Origin of the sequence: Micromonospora sp. MH33, assembly GCF_003013775.1 — a bacterium.
GTDB lineage: Bacteria > Actinomycetota > Actinomycetes > Mycobacteriales > Micromonosporaceae > Micromonospora > Micromonospora fulviviridis.
This window is the reverse complement of the sequence record NZ_MUYZ01000130.1, coordinates 1-17,066: the sequence shown is the minus strand read 5'-3', so window position 1 is coordinate 17,066 and position 17,066 is coordinate 1. Positions and strand designations below refer to the sequence as shown.

General features: G+C 74.7%; 15 protein-coding genes and 1 riboswitch. Of the genes, 10 read left to right on the top strand and 5 right to left on the bottom strand.

Annotated elements, in window-relative coordinates; all coding sequences use genetic code 11:
• The 5 genes from B0E53_RS19835 to B0E53_RS19810 form a co-directional block, all read left to right on the top strand.
• Nucleotides 1–172, top strand: a 172-nt coding sequence (locus B0E53_RS19835) for an alpha-hydroxy-acid oxidizing protein (RefSeq protein ID WP_210406142.1), incomplete at its 5' end; no start/stop codon positions are given.
• A 1-nt stretch (nt 173) separates the two neighbouring features.
• Nucleotides 174–1,508: a PLP-dependent aminotransferase family protein gene (locus B0E53_RS19830; protein ID WP_107077437.1), complete on the top strand. Its 1,335-nt coding sequence runs from the start codon at nt 174–176 to the stop codon at nt 1,506–1,508.
• A 29-nt stretch (nt 1,509–1,537) separates the two neighbouring features.
• Nucleotides 1,538–2,134, top strand: a complete 597-nt coding sequence (locus B0E53_RS19820) for a PfkB family carbohydrate kinase (protein ID WP_168215368.1) — start codon at nt 1,538–1,540, stop codon at nt 2,132–2,134.
• Nucleotides 2,135–2,203: 69 nt separating this feature from the next.
• Complete coding sequence (locus B0E53_RS19815; protein WP_013286617.1) at nt 2,204–2,455, top strand: hypothetical protein; 252 nt, start codon at nt 2,204–2,206, stop codon at nt 2,453–2,455.
• Nucleotides 2,456–2,496: 41 nt separating this feature from the next.
• A complete protein-coding gene (locus tag B0E53_RS19810) occupies nt 2,497–4,140 on the top strand; it encodes a ribulokinase (RefSeq protein WP_107077435.1) in 1,644 nt (547 codons plus the stop codon).
• 119 nt (nt 4,141–4,259) lie between these two features.
• On the opposite strand, the gene B0E53_RS19805 is transcribed toward B0E53_RS19810, so the two are convergent.
• From B0E53_RS19805 to B0E53_RS19780, 5 genes are all read right to left on the bottom strand, one after another.
• The gene (locus B0E53_RS19805) at nt 4,260–5,696 is read right to left on the bottom strand and encodes a glycine hydroxymethyltransferase (protein WP_107077434.1); all 1,437 of its coding nucleotides are present in this window, start codon (nt 5,694–5,696) and stop codon (nt 4,260–4,262) included.
• A gap of 18 nt (nt 5,697–5,714) precedes the next feature.
• A riboswitch (ZMP/ZTP riboswitch) is annotated at nt 5,715–5,804 on the bottom strand.
• 224 nt (nt 5,805–6,028) lie between these two features.
• Nucleotides 6,029–6,529, bottom strand: coding sequence for a hemerythrin domain-containing protein (locus tag B0E53_RS19795; RefSeq protein WP_107077433.1), 501 nt, complete (start codon nt 6,527–6,529; stop codon nt 6,029–6,031).
• A 109-nt stretch (nt 6,530–6,638) separates the two neighbouring features.
• Complete coding sequence (locus B0E53_RS19790; protein WP_107077432.1) at nt 6,639–8,126, bottom strand: S8 family serine peptidase; 1,488 nt, start codon at nt 8,124–8,126, stop codon at nt 6,639–6,641.
• A gap of 145 nt (nt 8,127–8,271) precedes the next feature.
• Nucleotides 8,272–9,135, bottom strand: a complete 864-nt coding sequence (locus B0E53_RS19785; protein WP_107077431.1) for an NAD(P)H-hydrate dehydratase — start codon at nt 9,133–9,135, stop codon at nt 8,272–8,274.
• Nucleotides 9,119–9,850: a histidine phosphatase family protein gene (locus B0E53_RS19780; RefSeq protein WP_107077430.1), complete on the bottom strand. Its 732-nt coding sequence runs from the start codon at nt 9,848–9,850 to the stop codon at nt 9,119–9,121. Before B0E53_RS19780 ends, B0E53_RS19785 begins: the two co-directional genes overlap by 17 nt.
• A gap of 142 nt (nt 9,851–9,992) precedes the next feature.
• Here B0E53_RS19780 and B0E53_RS19775 point away from each other — a divergent pair, with 142 nt between their 5' ends.
• The 5 genes from B0E53_RS19775 to B0E53_RS19755 all read left to right on the top strand — a co-directional run.
• The gene (locus B0E53_RS19775; RefSeq protein WP_246835499.1) at nt 9,993–10,226 is read left to right on the top strand and encodes a hypothetical protein; all 234 of its coding nucleotides are present in this window, start codon (nt 9,993–9,995) and stop codon (nt 10,224–10,226) included.
• Between the two features lie 142 nt (nt 10,227–10,368).
• Nucleotides 10,369–10,698, top strand: coding sequence for a hypothetical protein (locus B0E53_RS19770; protein ID WP_107077429.1), 330 nt, complete (start codon nt 10,369–10,371; stop codon nt 10,696–10,698).
• Between the two features lie 70 nt (nt 10,699–10,768).
• The gene (locus tag B0E53_RS19765) at nt 10,769–14,272 is read left to right on the top strand and encodes a DUF4132 domain-containing protein (RefSeq protein ID WP_107077428.1); all 3,504 of its coding nucleotides are present in this window, start codon (nt 10,769–10,771) and stop codon (nt 14,270–14,272) included.
• Nucleotides 14,269–15,372 (top strand): AAA family ATPase, encoded by a 1,104-nt coding sequence (locus tag B0E53_RS19760; RefSeq protein WP_107077427.1) that lies wholly within the window; start codon nt 14,269–14,271, stop codon nt 15,370–15,372. Before B0E53_RS19765 ends, B0E53_RS19760 begins: the two co-directional genes overlap by 4 nt.
• The coding region (locus B0E53_RS19755) for a DUF5682 family protein (protein WP_246835498.1) at nt 15,372–17,066 on the top strand (1,695 nt) is incomplete at its 3' end. The genes B0E53_RS19760 and B0E53_RS19755, both read left to right, overlap by 1 nt.

Here is a 17,066-nt window from a genome sequence, read left to right as displayed (position 1 = left end):
GGCCGGCGTGCTGGTCGGCCGGCCGCTTCTCTGGGCCCTGGCGGCCGGCGGGCGGGCCGGCGCCGAGGCGGCCCTGGCGCTGCTCGCCGCCGAGTTGCGCGACGCGTTCATCCTCAGCGGCTGCGCCGACCCGGCGGCCGCCCGCGAGCTGCGCACCCGGACCGGAGGCTGACGTGGAGCCGGTGGACCTGGCCGTCACGGTCCTGCACCCGAGCGTGGACGACCCGGCGTTGAACTCGATGAACTTCCTCAACGAGGTGGCGCAGCACTACCCGGACGCGGTGTCGCTCGCCGCCGGCCGGCCGTACGAGGAGTTCTTCGACTCGGCGGTGCTGCACGAGCACCTGGACGCCTTCCGCCGGCACCTCGCCGACGACCTCGGCCTGAGCCCGGCGCAGGTTGACCGGACACTGCTCCAGTACGGCCGGACCAAGGGCATCGTGCACCACCTGATCGCCCGCCACCTGGCCGTCGACGAGCAGCTCACCGTCGACCCGGAGGCGATCGTGGTGACCGTCGGCTGCCAGGAGGCGATGTTCCTGGTCCTGCGCGCGCTGCGGGCCGGGCCGCGGGACGTGCTGCTGGCCGTGGCCCCCACGTACGTCGGGCTGACCGGCGCGGCCCGCCTGGTGGACCTGCCGGTGCGCCCGGTCACCGGCGGCCCGGACGGCATCGACCTGGCCGACCTGCGCGACCAGGTGCACCGCGCCCGGGCCGAGGGGCTGCGCCCGCGCGCCTGCTACGTGATGCCCGACTTCGCCAACCCCTCCGGGGTCCGCATGGACCTGGCCCAGCGGCGGCGGCTGCTCGACCTGGCCGCCGGGGAGGACCTGCTGCTGATCGAGGACAACCCGTACGGCCTCTTCCCGGCCGCCGACGCCGAGCGGCTGCCCACCCTCAAGGCGCTGGACACCCGCCGCCGGGTGGTCTACCTCGGCTCGTTCGCCAAGACCGTGCTGCCCGGCGCCCGGGTCGGCTACGTGGTCGCCGACCAGCGCGTGGCCGGCTCCGACGGCACGGTCGGCCCGCTCGCCGACCAGCTCGCGAAGATCAAGAGCATGGTCACCGTGAACACCTCGCCGATCAGCCAGGCCGTGATCGGCGGCGCGCTGCTGGCCCACGACTGCTCGCTGGTCGCGGCCAACGTCCGGGAGCGGGCCGCGTACGCCCGCAACCTGCGGCACCTGGTCGACGGGCTGGCTCGCCGCTTCCCGGCCGGCGGCCCGGTGCGGTGGAACGTCCCGGCCGGCGGGTTCTTCGTGGTGGTCACCGTGCCGTTCGCGGTGGACGACGCGCTGCTGCACCGCTCGGCCCGCGGGTACGGCGTGCTCTGGACCCCGATGGCGCACTTCTACGACGCCGGCACCCCGGTGAACGCGCTGCGGCTGTCGGTCAGCGCGGTCACCCCGGAGCAGATCGACCTGGGCCTGGACCGCCTCGCCGCGCTGATCACCGAGGAGTCGGCCGGCGCGGTCGGCGCCGCGGTCAGCGCGCGTACGGCCCCCTGATCTCGCCGGATCCGCGCACCACCAGTCGGGTGGCGGGTGGGTCGCCACTGGTCTCCGTCCAGCCGCCGGAAGATCAGCGAGGCGGCGACCCGCCCCATCTCGGCCGGGTCCTGGGCGACCACCGTGACCGCCGGCTGGACCCGAACTGCCGGCCGTCCCTCATGGGCGAGCCGGCGACGGTCCTGCGCCGGGTCGAGGAACTGGTGGCGGCGAGCGACGTGGTGAAGGTCAGCCGGGAGGACCTGGCCTGGCTCCACCCGGGACGCGGGCACGAACGGGTCGGCCGGGAGTGGCTCGACCGGGGCGCCGTCCTCGTCGTGGTGACCTGCGGGGACCGTGGAGCGTGGGCGGGTACCCGGCACGGCGAGGTGCGGGTCGACGCCCCGCCGGTGCGGGTGGTGGACACCGTCGGGGCAGGGGACGCCTTCACCGCCGGCCTGCTGGCCGCGCTGGCCCAGCGGGACCTGCTCGGCGTCGCGCGGCGGGCCGCCCTCGACACCGCCGACCCAGCCACGATCGCCGCCGTGCTCCGGGACGCCGCACGAGTGGCCGCCTGGACGTGTGGGCGGAAGGGAGCCGATCCGCCCACCCGGGCCCAGCTGACCGCCCTGCCCGTCCCGGCCTGACACCGCACCGTCGCCGTTCCGCCACCACCCGTGTTCCCGGGCGGGCGGGCCACCGTTGATAATGGACGGATGGTTGCCTGGGAGTACGCGTTGCTGGTCCGCCGCTATCAGGGGCAGGGCCGCAATTTCCACGTCTCGTTCGTCTGGTACGGCCCGGACGGTTCGCGCACCGACGTGACCGCGTACGGCGACACCGCGATCGCGCACCTCAACCGGGTCGGTCGGGAAGGCTGGGAGCTGGTCTCCGCCGCCGAGGACGTGAACAACGTGCAGGGCAGCACCGAGGTGCACCGATACCACCTCAAGCGCCCCCTGCGCTGACCGGCTAGGTTGATCCTCCCAGGTCAGGGGAGGAGCAGCGGGTGGGCCGGTACGTCGTCGGGGTGGACTTCGGCACGCTCTCCGGGCGGGCCGTGGTGGTCGACGTGGCCGACGGCGCCGAGCGGGGCAGCGCGGTGCACGCGTACCGGCACGGGGTGATCACCGAGCGGCTGCCCGGCGGGCCGGCGCTGCCGCCCGGCTGGGCGCTCCAGGACCCGGCCGACCACGTCGAGGTGCTGCGCACCGCCGTGCCCGCCGCCGTCCGCGCCGCCGGGATCGACCCGGCCGAGGTGGTCGGCGTCGGCCTCGACGCCACCTCCTGCACGGTGCTGCCCACCCGCGCCGACGGCACCCCGCTCGCCGAGCTGCCGGAGTTCCGGGACCGGCCCCACGCCTGGCCGAAGCTCTGGAAGCACCACTCGGCGCAGCGGCAGGCCGACCGGATCAACGCCCTCGCTGCCGACCGCGGCGAGCCCTGGCTGGCCCGGTACGGCGGGCGGGTCTCCGCCGAGTGGCAGCTCGCCAAGGCACTGGAGCTGCTGGAGGAGGACCCGGAGGTCTTCCGCCGCGCCGACCGCTGGGTCGAGACCGCCGACTGGCTGGTCCGGCGGCTCTGCGGCCGCGAGAGCCGCAACGCCTCGGCCGCCGGCTTCAAGGGGCTCCGGCAGGACGGCCGCTACCCGACCCCGGATTTCCTCGCCGCCCTGCATCCGGGCCTGCCGGACCTGCTGCCCAAGGTCGACGGGCCGCTGCTGCCGCCGGGCGCCCGGGCCGGCGGGCTGACCGTCGAGGCGGCCGGCTGGACGGCTCTGCCCGCCGGCATCGCGGTGGCCGCCGGGGCCATCGACGCGCACGTCACCGCGGCGGCGGCCAGGTCGGTCGCGCCCGGCCGGATGCTCGCCGTGCTCGGCACCTCCACCTGCCTGATCATGAACGCGGAGACCTGCCACGAGGTGCCCGGCGTCTGCGGCGTCGTCGAGGGCGGCGTCACCGCCGGCCGGTGGGGCTACGAGGCCGGCCAGAGCGGCGTCGGCGACATCTTCGCCTGGTACGTCGAACGCGCGCTGCCCGCGTCGTACGCCGAGGAGGCCGCCCGCCGCGGCGTGTCCGTGCAGGACCTGCTCGACTCGCTCGCCGCCGACCAGCCGGTGGGCGGGCACGGGCTGCTCGCGCTGGACTGGCACAGCGGCAACCGGTCGGTGCTCATGGACCACGAGCTGAGCGGGGTGCTGGTCGGGCTCACCCTGGCCACCCGGCCCGAGGAGATCTGGCGCGCACTCCTGGAGGCGACCGCGTTCGGCGCCCGCACCGTGATCGAGGCGTTCGAGGCCGCCGGCGTACCCGTCAACGAGCTGACCGCCGCCGGCGGGCTCACCGCCAACCGGCTGCTGCTGCGCATCTACGCCGACGTGCTGCGCCGCCCGCTGCACGTGCTGGACGCCGCGCACCCGGCGGCGCTGGGCGCGGCCATCCACGCGGCGGTGGCCGCCGGCGCCTACCCGGACGTGGAGACCGCGTCGGCGGCCATGGGCGCCTCCCGCCGCGAGACCTGGCACCCGGACCCGGCCCGCGCCGCCGCCTACGACGAGCTGTACGCCGAGTACCGCGCCCTGCACGACCACTTCGGCCGCGGCGGCACCAACGTCCTCCACCGCCTCCACCACATGCGCCACCGCACCCCCTGACCGCCCCACCCCCGCCCGACCCCGCCCCGCCCGGCCCTGCCGGGCCCGGTGATCATGAAAACGGGGACGCCCCGCTCGGCCGGGGGCCGGGCGGGGCGTCGGGGAGAAGGCGGCTTGGGTCAGCCCAGGTCGACGGCGGGGTAGAGGGGGAAGCCGGTGAGCAGGTCGCTGGCCTGCTTGCTCACCGTCTCGGCCAGGGCCGGGTCCAGGACGTACTTGGCCTTGGACGGGGTGCCGTCGGCGTTCGCGCCCGGGGTGGTCTGGCTGAGCACGGTGTGCATCAGCTCGGCGGTGGTGTCCATCTCGTTGGCGCCCAGCCCGCGGGTGGTCAGCGCCGGGGTGCCGATCCGGATGCCGGAGGTGTACCAGGCGCCGTTCGGGTCCTGCGGGACGGCGTTGCGGTTGGTCACGATGCCGGAGTCGAGCAGCGCCTGCTCGGCCTGCCGGCCGGTGAGGCCGTACCCGGAGACGTCGATGAGCACCAGGTGGTTGTCGGTGCCGCCGGTGACCAGCTTCGCGCCCCGGCGCAGCAGCCCCTCGGCCAGCGCCTGGGCGTTGTCCACGATCCGCTGCGCGTAGCCGGCGAAGTCGGGGCGGCGGGCCTCGGCCAGGGCGACGGCCTTGGCGGCCATCACGTGCGGCAACGGGCCGCCGAGCACCATGGGGCAGCCCCGGTCGACCTGGTCGGCCAGCTCCGGGCCGCAGAGCACCATGCCGCCGCGCGGGCCGCGCAGCGACTTGTGGGTGGTGGTGGTGACGATGTGCGCGTGCGGCACCGGGTCGAAGTCGCCGGTGAAGACCTTGCCGGCGACCAGGCCGGCGAAGTGCGCCATGTCGACCATGAAGGTGGCGCCGACGGAGTCGGCGATCTCCCGCATGATCCGGAAGTTGACCTTCCGGGGGTACGCCGAGTAGCCGGCGACCAGGATCAGCGGCTTGAACTCGCGGGCCGCCTCGGCGACCTTGTCGTAGTCGACCAGGCCGGTGGCCGGGTCGGTGCCGTAGCTGCGCTGGTCGAACATCTTGCCGGAGATGTTCGGCCGGAAGCCGTGGGTGAGGTGGCCGCCGGCGTCCAGCGACATGCCGAGCATCCGCTGGTTGCCCAGCTCGCGGCGCAGCGCGAACCAGTCCGCCTCGGTGAGGTCGTTGACCTGGCGTACCTGGGCCTTCTTGAGCGCCGGGGACTCGACCCGGTCGGCCAGGATGGCCCAGAAGGCGACGAGGTTGGCGTCGATGCCGGAGTGCGGCTGCACGTACGCGTGGGCCGCGCCGAACAGCTCCCGGGCGTGCTCCGCGGCGAGCGCCTCGACGGTGTCGACGTTCTGGCAGCCGGCGTAGAAGCGGCGGCCGACGGTGCCCTCGGCGTACTTGTCGCTGAACCAGTTGCCCATGGCCAGCAGGGTGGCCGGGGAGGCGTAGTTCTCGCTGGCGATGAGCTTGAGCGATTCGCGCTGGTCGGCCAGTTCGGCCCCGATGGCGTCCGCCACCCGCGGCTCGACGGCCCGGATCACCTCCAGCGCGCTGCGGAAGGCGGTGGATTCGGCGTTCAGCGACATGGAACCTCCTGGTGACGTGCGGAAGGCCCAGGCGCTCGGCAGGCGTCCTCATGACGGGGCCGCTCCCCGATGGTTCTCCATCCCCACGCGCCAGTCACGGCCCGCGCCGATCCTACCGGGTTGCGTCGGGGCCGGACGGGCGCACCTCCGCCGCGCGCCGGCGGGGTTGGGCCGTCCGGGGCTGGGCAGAACCCGCGGCGGGCAAGATCGTCCCGGACCGGCTGAAGGCGGAGCGGCACCGGAAGATGGCCGAGCCGGGGTCGGGAAGTTGAGCGGCGGCAACGACGGCGGGACCCGGCCGAGGCCGGGTCCCGCCGTCACGTCGTGCCGGATCAGGCGATGACGGCGTCCAGCGACTTCTTCAGCGCCTTCGGGGCGGCCGGCGTCTTCGGCGCCTTCGGGCGCAGGTCGATCATGCGCTGGCCGATCTCCTGAAGCTGGTTACGGCCGAGCGCCTCGCGGACCTTGGGGAACCACTCCTGCTCCTCCTCCTCGACGTGGTGCAGCACGTTCTCGATGAGCACCGTCGTCTTGGCGTTGTAGCGCTCGTCGTCCGCGTCCATGGTGAAGAGCTCGAAGCAGAGCACGTCGGCGACGTGGTGCTCCTCGTACGACTCCAGGATGTCGTCCTCGACGTCGGGCACGAGCTTGCGGACCTCCGGGTACATCACCTCGTTCTCGAGGTAGGTGTGCACCGTCAACGCCTCGAGGATCTGCTTCACCAACTTCTGCCGCTCGCTCGCCGGCCCCTCCTCGGCGTCCTGGAAGGTCTTGAACAGGCGGCGCATCTCCTTGTGGTCCTCCTTGAGCAGGACGATCGCATCGGTGGACACCGGGGTACCTCCTAGAGTCGGTTGATGTCGCCCCCCTACCCCCGTCCCGACCAGGACAAACGAATGGGGCCCGGCGACACGTCGCCGGGCCCCACCGTTGGTGCTACCGCTACTTGACCACGTTGTACGCGTCGACCATGCCGGCGCCGTAGAACCCGTTACGCGCGCCGCCGGAGCAGGTCGCGTCGTACAGGTGCGGGTTGGTCGCCGAGATCAGCGGCACCGGGTTGTAGACGCCCTCCGGGCAGGACTTCGCGACCGCCGTGCGCTCCAGGAACGACGACAGCTGGCCCGGGGTCATCCCCGGGTGCGCCGACAGCGCCAGCGCCGCGACGCCGGTGACGTGCGGGCCGGACATCGACGTGCCCTGCTTGTACCCCCACCCGTTGGTCCGGGTGACGGTGTTGAAGGTGGTCGACAGGATGCCGTCGGTCGAGGTCGACCGCACACCCTGGGTCCGGTACCGGGTGTCGCCACCCGGCGCCGTCACGTCGATGACACCCTGGCCGTAGGAGGAGTAGTAGCTCTTCGCCCCGGTCGGGCCCACCGCACCGACGGTCACCACGCCCGGCGCCTCGGCCGGCAGGTCGAGGCAGGCGTTGGTGAGGTTCACGCGCTCCTCCGGCGTCCCGTTGTTCGGGCTGCCGGTGTCGGTGATCTTGTGCGCCAGGTCGTAGTTGGAGTTGCCCGCGGACGCCACGTTGAGCACGCCCTTGGACTGCGAGTAGCGGATGGCCCGCTGCACGGCCTGCCACACCGGACGCTGGCGCGCGTCGTTGCGGCAGTTCAGCTCCCACGGGTCGATGTAGTAGCTGTTGTTGGTCAGCTGCATCCCGTGGTCGGCGGCCCAGAGGAACCCGCAGACCGCGGCCTCCGGGTAGATGTAACCGTCGTTGTTGACCACCTTGACGGCGGCGACCTTGACGCCCGGCGCGATGCCGGTCACGCCGACGCCGTTGACGGCGGCGGCGATGGTGCCGGCCACGTGGGTGCCGTGGTCGCTGTTGGTCGGGTTCCACGCCGCCTCGGTGGTGTCGACGACACCGCCGATGCAGGACGTGCTCTTGTCCTTGGCGATCTGGGTCGCCAGGTCCGGGTGGGTGCTGGAGATGCCGCTGTCCAGCACGCCGACGACGACGTTCGCGCTGCCGTTGTTGACCGCGTGGGCCTGCGGGACGTGGATCATGTTCATGTCCCACTGCTGGCCGTAGAGCGGCTCCTTGGTCGGGTCGCCGGTGGCGCTGGCGACGTCGGCCGCGGAGACCTCGACGGTCTCGCCCTCGTCGAGGGCGGTGCCCAGGCCGGCGGTGGACGCGACCGACTCGACGCCCGCGCCCGCCACCTGCGTGGCGAAGTCCGGGTTGGTCGAGCGGACGACGAGCACGCCGATCTGGTCGTAGGTGGCCACGACGGTGCCCTTGGCGGCCGCCACGCGGGCGGCGGCCTTGCTGGTGTTGGCGCCCTGCGGGGCGAGGACCAGATACGAGGTGTCCGGTCCGGCGGCCGCCGCCGGTGCCAGCCCGCCGGTGAGGGCGAGGCCGACGCCGAGCGTCGCCGCGGACGCGGCGGCCAGTGTCTTGCGACGGAGGTTCTTCACACAGACTCCCAGGGTGCCGATCCGGCCGGACCCACTCCCTGGCGGGGAGGGGCCGGCGGAAAACGAGCAGGCTGCTCGCCTTCGAGGGATCAGCGTAGGTAGCCGGTGTGGTGTTACACACATCCGAACGGACGAACAACAACCGTCAGACGGTGGCCAACGTGTAGGGAATCTCGTCGAGCAGCTCGCGGGCGAGGAAACCGATCCGCCCGTACCGGGGGACCAGGCGTTGCCCGCTGACCGCGTGGGCGAACGCCGCCCAGCAGGCCGCCTGCGCGGGCTCGGCGCCCCGGGAGAGCAGCCCGGCGAGCAGCCCGGCCCGGACGTCGCCGCTGCCCGAGGTGCCCAGGCCCGCGTCACCGCTCTCCTCCCGCCAGGCCCGCCCGTCGGGGGTGGCGATGTGGCCGTAGAGGGAGACCACGGCGTCGTACCGGTGGGCCAGCTCGACCGCCTCGGCGTCGAGGTCGTCGCCGGGCTTCCGGTCCAGGAGGTGCCGGGCCTCGGTGAGGTTGGGGGTGAGGACCACCCTGCGCCCCGAGCCGACCAGCAGGTCCGGCTCGTGGCTGAGCGCGCCGAGGGCGTACGCGTCGAGCACCAGCGAGGTTTCCGGGCCGGCCGCGTCGAGGACCACGTGCAGCACTGCCCGGGTGGCGTCGATGTCCTTCAGGCCCGGGCCGAGCGCCACCACGTCCGCCTCGGCGACCAGGCCGCCGAGCAGGTCGCCCGGGTCACCCTGGACCGCACCGTCGGCGGTCTCCGGCAGGCCGACCACCAGCGCCTCGGGCACCTGGATGCTGAGCGCGGCGGCGGTGGACTCGGCGGCGGCCAGTTGCAGCACGCCGGCGCCGGCGCGCAGGGCGGCGACCCCGGCGAGCAGCACCGCGCCGGGGGTGAACCGGGACCCGCCGACCACCAGCACCGTGCCGCGGGCCTCCTTGCCGCCGGTCGGCACCGGCAGCGCCCAGTCCCGCAGCAGCGCGGGGGTGATGACCTCAGACCGGCTCGGCATGGACCTCGTCCTCCCTGGTCGGCCGCGCCCCCTGCCGGTGCAGGTGGGCCACGTCGTTGAACACGTCCGGGGTCAGCCGGCCGGTGGCGTCGGCCGACCAGCCGGTGACCGAGCAGTTGGCGATGACGTGCTCCCGGGTGAGTGCCATCAGCTCCGCCTCGGTGAGCCCCTCCACCAGGTAGCGCAGCAGGAAGACCAGCGCGTCGTGGCCGAACAGCAGCACCCGGCCACCGGCGTGGTCCCGGCGCAGGTCGCCGAGGAGGGTGCGCAGCCGCAGCGCCACGTCGGTCCACGACTCGCCGCCGGGCGGGCGGTAGTAGAACTTGCCGAGCCGCGCCCGGCGCGCCGCCTCGTCGGGATAGCGCTGCCGGACGCCGTGGCCGGTCAGCCCGTCGAGGATGCCCAGCTCGCGGTCGCGCAGCCGCTCGTCCCGGCTCGCCGGCACCCCGGTGCCGGCGAGGGCCAGCTCGGCGGTCCGCACGGCCCGCAGGTACGGCGACACCACCGCCACGTCCGGCCGCCGCCCCTCGGGCAGGCCGGCCAGCCACCGGCCGGTCGCCCGGGCCTGCTCCTCGCCGGTGGGCGACAGCGGCACGTCCGCGTCCCGGTGGGTCAGGTCGATCAGCTCGGCGCCGGTCGCCTCGGCCGCCGTGGCCGCGACGTTCGCCGTGCTCTCGCCGTGCCGGACGATCCAGAGGGCTGCCAGTTCCGCCATGCGGCCTCCGGTACCCGGGCCGTCCGGCGGGTAACCGTCCGGTCGGCGGCGGTCCGGCGGGTCCGGGGGCGTGAACGGCGGCAGGGCGGGTAAGCGCGGTCGGCTGACCGGAAGCCGACACAGGGGGAGGTGTGCCGTGGCGATGATGGTCCGAGAGCCGATGAGCCCGGTGAAGGACAAGAACTACGACCTGATCCACGCGGTGCAGATGTCACTCCAGCACATCTGGCAGATGGAGACGTACATCGCCGACGCGGAGGACCGGGGCGACAAAGAGCTCGCCACCTGGTTCCGCAAGATTCAGGAGAACAACCGCAAGGCCAGCGACCAGGGCAAGAAGATGCTCATGGACCGGCTCCAGAAGGAGAACGGCTGACCGTACCCCGGTGGCCGGGTGGGTGTGCACCCACCCGGCCACCGGCGTGTCCGGGGCCGGATCGGGCGGCGCGGCGTGGCATCGACCGGGCAGAATGTCGTCCGGCGTACCGGGGTGGGCCCGGTGGCCGGGGAGGCGACGCATGGCGACGGTCATCAGGGGTCTGCGGGAGGCGCTGGTGCTCTTCCTGATCGCGGTGGTGACGATCGGGATCGCGGTGGGCGTCTGGGTCGCGCTCAGCGGCGGCGACTTCGTCCACCGGCTGGGCGTGGCGTTCATGCTGGTCGGCGCGGTGATCGGGATGACCGGTGACCTGACCCTGAGCCGGATCGGCATGCTGCCGGCCCGGTCCACCTTCGGCCTGGCTCCGGAGCGGGAGGACGGCGGTGGAGGGCGGGTGCTCACCGGCGTCGGCATCTTCCTCTTCGTCTCGGTGCCGCTGATCATCGTCGGGGTTCTGCTCATCACCTGACCTCCGTCCGCCCCGCTGTCGGTGGGGCCGGTTATGGTCCCCGCACATCGCGGGTGATCAAGGAGACGGCGTGCGCAGATTCGACTTCGTCAGCGGCAACGCGGCCAAGTTCTGGGAGGTGGACCAGAACGGCAGCACGGTGACCGTCCGCTACGGACGGACCGGCGCCGAGGGGCGCACCCAGGCCAAGGAGTTCGGCACCGCCGCCGAGGCCGCCGCGCACGCCGACCGGCTGGTCGCCGAGAAGCTCCGCAAGGGGTACGTCGAGTCCGGCACCGCCGCCGCTGCCCCGTCCCCCGCTGACGAGGCGGGCGAGCCGGCCGCCGGTGAGCTGCCGGACGAGGAGACCTTCGTGGTGCCCGCCGGGTGGCGGCGGCTGCTGGTCCCGCGCCGCGGCGGTGCGACCGGGCCGGCCCTGCCGAGCGCCGCCAAGGCACGTGCCGCCGGGCAGAAGGTGCTGGCACCGATCGCCACCGAGCTGGCGGCGGTGGCCCGGGACGCCGAGGACCCGGAGCTCTCCGCTGCGCTGCGGGCGTACCTGGCCGGTGAACCGACCCCGCTGGGCGCGGCCGCGCTCGTGGTGGCCGCTGCGGCGACGGCCCTGGCCGAGCAGGCCACCGTCACCGTCGGCGCGGGCAACGGCGGCACCAGCGGGCTGCGCCGAGCGCGCACCGACAAGACCGAGTGGGGCTACCGGAACCTCCGGCTGGACGTGCTGCGCCGGGTCCGCGCCCAGCTCGCGGCCGCCACCGACGAGGAGTACGCCGCCGCCCGCACCGCCCTGGCCGGGTACCGGTCCGGGCCGCTGCCGGCGCGGGTGGTCACCTCCTTCCTCCTGCCGACCGAGCGGGACTGGGTCACCGACGACGTGACCGCCGCGGACCGGAGCCCCGACTGGCTGCTGGTCGAGCTGCTGCTCTGCGCGGTCGACGACGCCGAGCGGTTCGCCACCCTCGTCGGTCACCTCTCCGTCTACTCGCTCCTGTACGACCCGGCCGTGGTGGTCACCGGCGCCGCCACGATCGGCCCGGCGATCGCGCCGCTGCTGGCCGAGTGGTTCGACCACGAGGGCATCGCCGCCGAGGGGCAGCAGCGGCTGGTGTCGCTCCTGGCGGCGCTGCCCACCGACGAGGCGATGACGCTGCTGCTGGCCCGCCTCGACCGCAAGTATGTGCCGGCCGGGGTGCTGGACATGCTCCGCCGCTTCCCGGTGCGCGGGGTACGCCTGCTGGCCCGGGCGGCCGGCGAGCGCACCGCGGCCGGTCGGGAGGCTGCCGCGCTGCTGCGCGGGCACGTGCTGACCAACCCGACCGCGGTCGAGGTCGCGCTGCCCGGGCTCGACCCGGCGGAGCGGGAGCGGGTCGAGCGGGTCACCGGCGAGGACGCGGCCGTCCCGGTCGCGGAGCCGGACCGGCTGCCACCGGTGCTGGTCAGCCCGCCCTGGCTGGTGAAGCGCCGACGGGCGGCGTCCCCGCTGGTGACCGGACTGATCCGCCCCGACGGCACCGCCCTGGCCTGGCAGCCGGGCGAGCGGGAGCGCTGGGCGGCGATCGTGCCGGGCTGGGCGGGCTACTGGCGCGGTGACGACCTGACGGTTCTCGCCGCCCGGGTGGCCGCCGGGACGGCCGGGGACTACGAGGGCGTCCACTTCTTCGTCCGGGCCACCGAGGAACTGGCCCGGCCGTTGCTGCCCGCGTGGCGGCCGACGGAGAGCTGGTGCGCCGACCAGTGGCTGCGCCGCCTGATCGGCCGGTACGAGCTCGACGCGGTCCCGGCCGCGCTGCACCTGGCCCGCTCGACGCCGCAGAGCGCGGGCGAGGTGCTGCTGCCGGTCGCCGGCGGCGACGTCGCCGAGCTGATGGCCGACTGGTTCGACCGGCTCAAGTCGGTCCGGTCGACCGCCCTGGCCTGGTTCCGGCGGCACCCGGCCGTCGCCGCGCGGGCGCTGCTGCCGGCCGCGCTCGGCGAGCCCGGGCCACGCCGGCGCGCCGCCGAACGGGCCCTGCGCCTGGTCGCCGGGGAGCACCGGGACCTGGTCCTCGGCGCGGCCCGCGAGTACGGCGAGGAGGCCCTGGCCGCGGCGACGGCGGTGCTCGACGCCGACCCGCTGGAGCAGCTCCCCGCCCGGATGCCGGCCCTGCCGCAGTGGCTGGACCCGGTGCTGCTGCCGCCGGTGCTGCTGCGTGACCGCTCGGCGGCGCTGCCCGTCGACGCGCTGCGTCACCTCTGCACCATGCTCGCCCTCTCCAAGCCCGGGGAGGCCTACCCGGGGGTGGAGCTCGCCCGCGAGGCGTGCGACCCGCTCTCGCTGGCCGAGTTCGCCTGGGCGCTCTTCGAGCGCTGGCAGGCGGCCGGCGCCCCGTCGAAGGAGAGCTGGGCGTTCACGGCGCTCGGCCTGATCGGCGACGACGGCACCGCCCGCCGGCTCGCCCCGCTGATCCGGGCCTGGCCCGGCGAGGGCGGGCACGCCCGGGCGGTCACCGGCCTGGAGGTGCTCGCCGCCATCGGCTCCGACGTGGCGCTGATGCACCTGTACGGCATCTCGCAGAAGGTGAAGTTCCGTGGGCTGCGGGAGCGGGCGGCGCAGAAGGTCACCGAGGTCGCCGCCGGGCTGGGGCTGGACTCCGAGCAGCTCGGCGACCGCCTGGTGCCCGACCTGGGGCTCGACGCCGACGGCAGCCTGGTCCTCGACTACGGCCCGCGCCGGTTCACCGTGGGCTTCGACGAGCAGCTCAAGCCGTACGTGGTGGACGGTGCCGGAGCCCGCCGCAAGGATCTGCCCAAGCCGGGCGTCCGGGACGACCAGGCGCTCGCGCCGGTCGCGTACCAGCGGTTCGTCGGGTTGAAGAAGGACGTCCGTACCCTCGCCGCCGACCAGATCCGCCGCTTCGAGGCGGCGATGGTGGCCGGGCGGCGCTGGCCGGCGGCCGACTTCCGCCGCTACTTCCTGGAGCACCCGCTGCTCTGGCACGTCGTCCGGCGGCTGGTCTGGGCGACCGTGGACTCCTCCGGCGCGGTGGTCACCGCGTTCCGGGTCGCCGAGGACCGCACCCTTGCCGACGTCGACGACGAGACGTACGTGCCGCCGGACGACGCGGTCGTCACGATCGCGCACCCGCTGCACCTCGGCGCCGCCGTGCCGGCCTGGGCGGAGCTCTTCGCCGACTACGAGATCCTCCAGCCCTTCGCCCAGCTCGGCCGCGAGGTGCACCGGCTCACCGAGGCCGAGCGGGACGAGCGGCTGCTGCACCGGCACATGGGTGTCGCGGTGCCGGCCGGCCGGCTGCTCAGCCTGGAACGGCGGGGGTGGCGGCGCGGCGCGCCCCAGGACGCGGGCGTGCAGGGCTGGCTGGAACGGGAACTGCCCGGCGGTCGCGCGCTGGTGATCGACCTCGATCCGGGCATCGCCGTCGGCGTGGTGGACATGTTCCCGGACCAGAAGCTCAACGCGATCTGGGTCAACGACCGCCCCGAGGGCGACTGGTACGGCCGCGACGGCAGGGTCCGCTTCGGCGACCTGGACGACGTCACCGTCTCCGAGGTGCTGCGCGACCTGGCGGAGGTGACCCGGTGACCGCGCTCGACCCCACCGCCGAGCGGGCCCAGCGGCCCCCGGCCGAGGTGCGTTACGCCGACGAGCTGGCGAAGCTGGCCGCCGACGACGGCGATCCCCGCCCGCCGGGCTGGGCGCTGAGCCTGCGGGCCGCCCGCCGGTTCATCCTCGGCGATCCCGCCGCCGGGATCCGGCGCAAGTTCGTCGGCGACCCGTCGCTGATCGACCGGGCCCTGGTGGCGCTGGCCACCAGTCGTGGGCTGATGCTGGTCGGCGAGCCGGGCACCGCGAAGTCGCTGCTGTCCGAGCTGCTGGCGGCCGCGATCAGCGGCGACTCCACGCTCACCATCCAGGGCGGCGCCGCCACCACCGAGGACCAGATCCGCTACTCCTGGAACTACGCCCTGCTGGTGGCCGACGGCCCGTCGCCGCGGGCGCTGGTGCCGGCGCCGCTGCTGCGCGGCATGGCGCAGGGCCGGGTGGTCCGCTTCGAGGAGATCACCCGCTGCCCGCTGGAGGTGCAGGACTGCCTGCTCTCCCCGCTGTCGGACCGGGTGCTCGCCGTCCCGGAGCTGCCGGGCAGCGACGCGATGGTGTTCGCCCGCGAGGGGTTCAACGTGATCGCCACCGCGAACACCCGGGACCGTGGCGTCAACGAGATGAGCGCCGCGCTGAAGCGGCGTTTCAACTTCGAGACGGTCTTCCCGATCCCCGACCTGGCCACCGAGCTGGAACTGGTCGAGGCGGAGGCCGGTGAGCTGCTGCGCCGTTCCGGGGTGACCGTGCCGCCGCGCCGCGACCTGCTGGAGGTGCTGGTCACCACGTTCCGCGAACTGCGTACCGGGGTCACCGAGCGGGGCGACGCGATGGAGCGCCTGTCGTCGGTGATGAGCACCGCGGAGGCCGTCTCGGTGGCGCACGCCGTCGGGCTGCGCGGCTGGTTCCTGCGCGGTGAGGCCGGCGACGCCGCCGACGTGGTGGCCTGCCTGGCCGGCACCGCCGCCAAGGACGACGCGGAGGACCTGGCCCGGCTGCGCCGCTACCTGGAGCAGCAGGTGTCCCGGCGCTCGGGCGCGCAGTGGCAGGCGTTGCACGACGCCCGGCACCTGCTGCCCGGCTGATGGCGGGCGACGCGCCGGACGGCGTCACCTTCCTCGGGGTCCGTCACCACAGCCCGGCCTGCGCCCGGCTGGTGGCGGCCACCGTGACCGCGCTGCGCCCGGCGTACGTGCTGGTGGAGGGGCCGGCCGACCTCAACGGGCGGCTGGACGAGCTGCTGCTCGACCACGAGCTGCCGATCGCGGTGTTCACCGCGTACCGGGACGCCGGCCGGCGACACGCGTCGTGGAGCCCCTTCTGCGCGTACTCCCCGGAGTGGGTGGCGATGACCGCCGGGCGGGCCGCCGGGGCGGAGGTCCGCTTCATCGACCTGCCCGCCTGGCACCCGGCGTTCGCCCGTCGCGCCAACCGGTACGCCGACGCCGACCAGCGGTACGCCGAGGCGGTGCGGCGGCTCTGCGCCACCCTGGCGGTGGACAACGTGGACGCGCTCTGGGACCACCTGTTCGAGATCGGCCCCGACGACGGGCTCGCGGAGCGGCTGGACGCGTACTTCGACCTGCTGCGCGGCGAGTCGGCGGCGGGCGAGGACGACACGGCCCGGGAGGCATACATGGCCCGTTGGGTGCGGGCGGCCCGGGCCCGCGCCGGTGGCCGGCCGGTGCTGGTGGTCACCGGCGGGTTCCACCGCCCGGCCCTGGTGCGGCTGGTGGCCGCCGGACCAGACGACGAGGGCTGGCCGGCGGTGCCGGAGCCGGAGCCCGACGCGGTGGCCGGCAGCTATCTGGTGCCGTACTCGTTCAAGCGGCTGGACGCCTTCGACGGCTACCAGTCCGGGATGCCCTCCCCGGGCTACTACCAGCGGGTCTGGGAGGACGGCCCGCAGCGGGCCGCGGAGGCCCTGACGGAGTCGGTGGCGGCCCGGCTGCGGAGCCGCCGGCAGCCGGTCTCCACCGCCGACCTGATCGCCGCCCGGACCATGGCCGGTGGGCTGGCCCGGCTGCGGGGCCACGCCCAACCGGGCCGGGTCGACGTGCTCGACGGGCTGGTCTCCGCCCTGGTCGGCGACGCCCTCGACCAACCGCTGCCGTGGGCGTCGCGGGGTCGGCTGGCCGCCGGCACCCACCCGGCGGTGGTGGAGATGGTGGCCGCGCTCAGCGGCGACCGGGTCGGCCGGCTGCATCCGGACACGCCGCTGCCGCCGCTGGTGCACGACGTCGACGCCGAGCTGGACCGGCACCGCGTCGGCCCGGCCGACGTGGTCGAGCTGGACCTGACCGTCCCCGCCGACCTGGCGCGCAGCCGCCTGCTGCACCGCCTGCGGCTGCTGGACGTCCCCGGTCACCGGCGCGACAGCGGCCCCCGGGTGGGCGCCGACGCGGTGCTCACCGAGCGGTGGTCGCCGAGCCCTGCTCCGGACCGGCTGGCCCGGATGATCGAGGCCGGCGGATACGGCCCGACCGTCCGCGATGCGGTGACCGCCCTGGTCGAGGAGCGCGTCGTGCTGCTCGGCGGCGACGTGGACGGCCTGGCCACGCTGCTCTTCGACACCGCGCTTGCCGGGCTCCGTGAGCACTCGGCGCGGGCGCTCGCCGCGATCGCCCGGGCCACCGGCACGGTCACCGACCTGGGGGCGCTGGGCCGGGCGCTGGCGGTGGCGCTCGGCCTGTGGCGGCACGACCGGCTGCTCGGCAGCGCGGGCGCGGCGCCGCTCGGCGCGTTGATCGCGGCGGCGGTCCGCCGGGCGCTCTGGCTC

Bases quoted from the DNA above. Each gene is read 5' to 3' on its own strand.
- B0E53_RS19775 (WP_246835499.1), top strand. From the start codon at position 9,993: ATGATGGTCCGAGAGCCGATGAGCCCGGTGAAGGACAAGAACTACGAC.
- B0E53_RS19770 (WP_107077429.1), top strand. From the start codon at position 10,369: ATGGCGACGGTCATCAGGGGTCTGCGGGAGGCGCTGGTGCTCTTCCTG.
- B0E53_RS19815 (WP_013286617.1), top strand. From the start codon at position 2,204: ATGGTTGCCTGGGAGTACGCGTTGCTGGTCCGCCGCTATCAGGGGCAG.
- B0E53_RS19805 (WP_107077434.1), bottom strand. From the start codon at position 5,696: ATGTCGCTGAACGCCGAATCCACCGCCTTCCGCAGCGCGCTGGAGGTG.
- B0E53_RS19785 (WP_107077431.1), bottom strand. From the start codon at position 9,135: ATGCCGAGCCGGTCTGAGGTCATCACCCCCGCGCTGCTGCGGGACTGG.
- B0E53_RS19780 (WP_107077430.1), bottom strand. From the start codon at position 9,850: ATGGCGGAACTGGCAGCCCTCTGGATCGTCCGGCACGGCGAGAGCACG.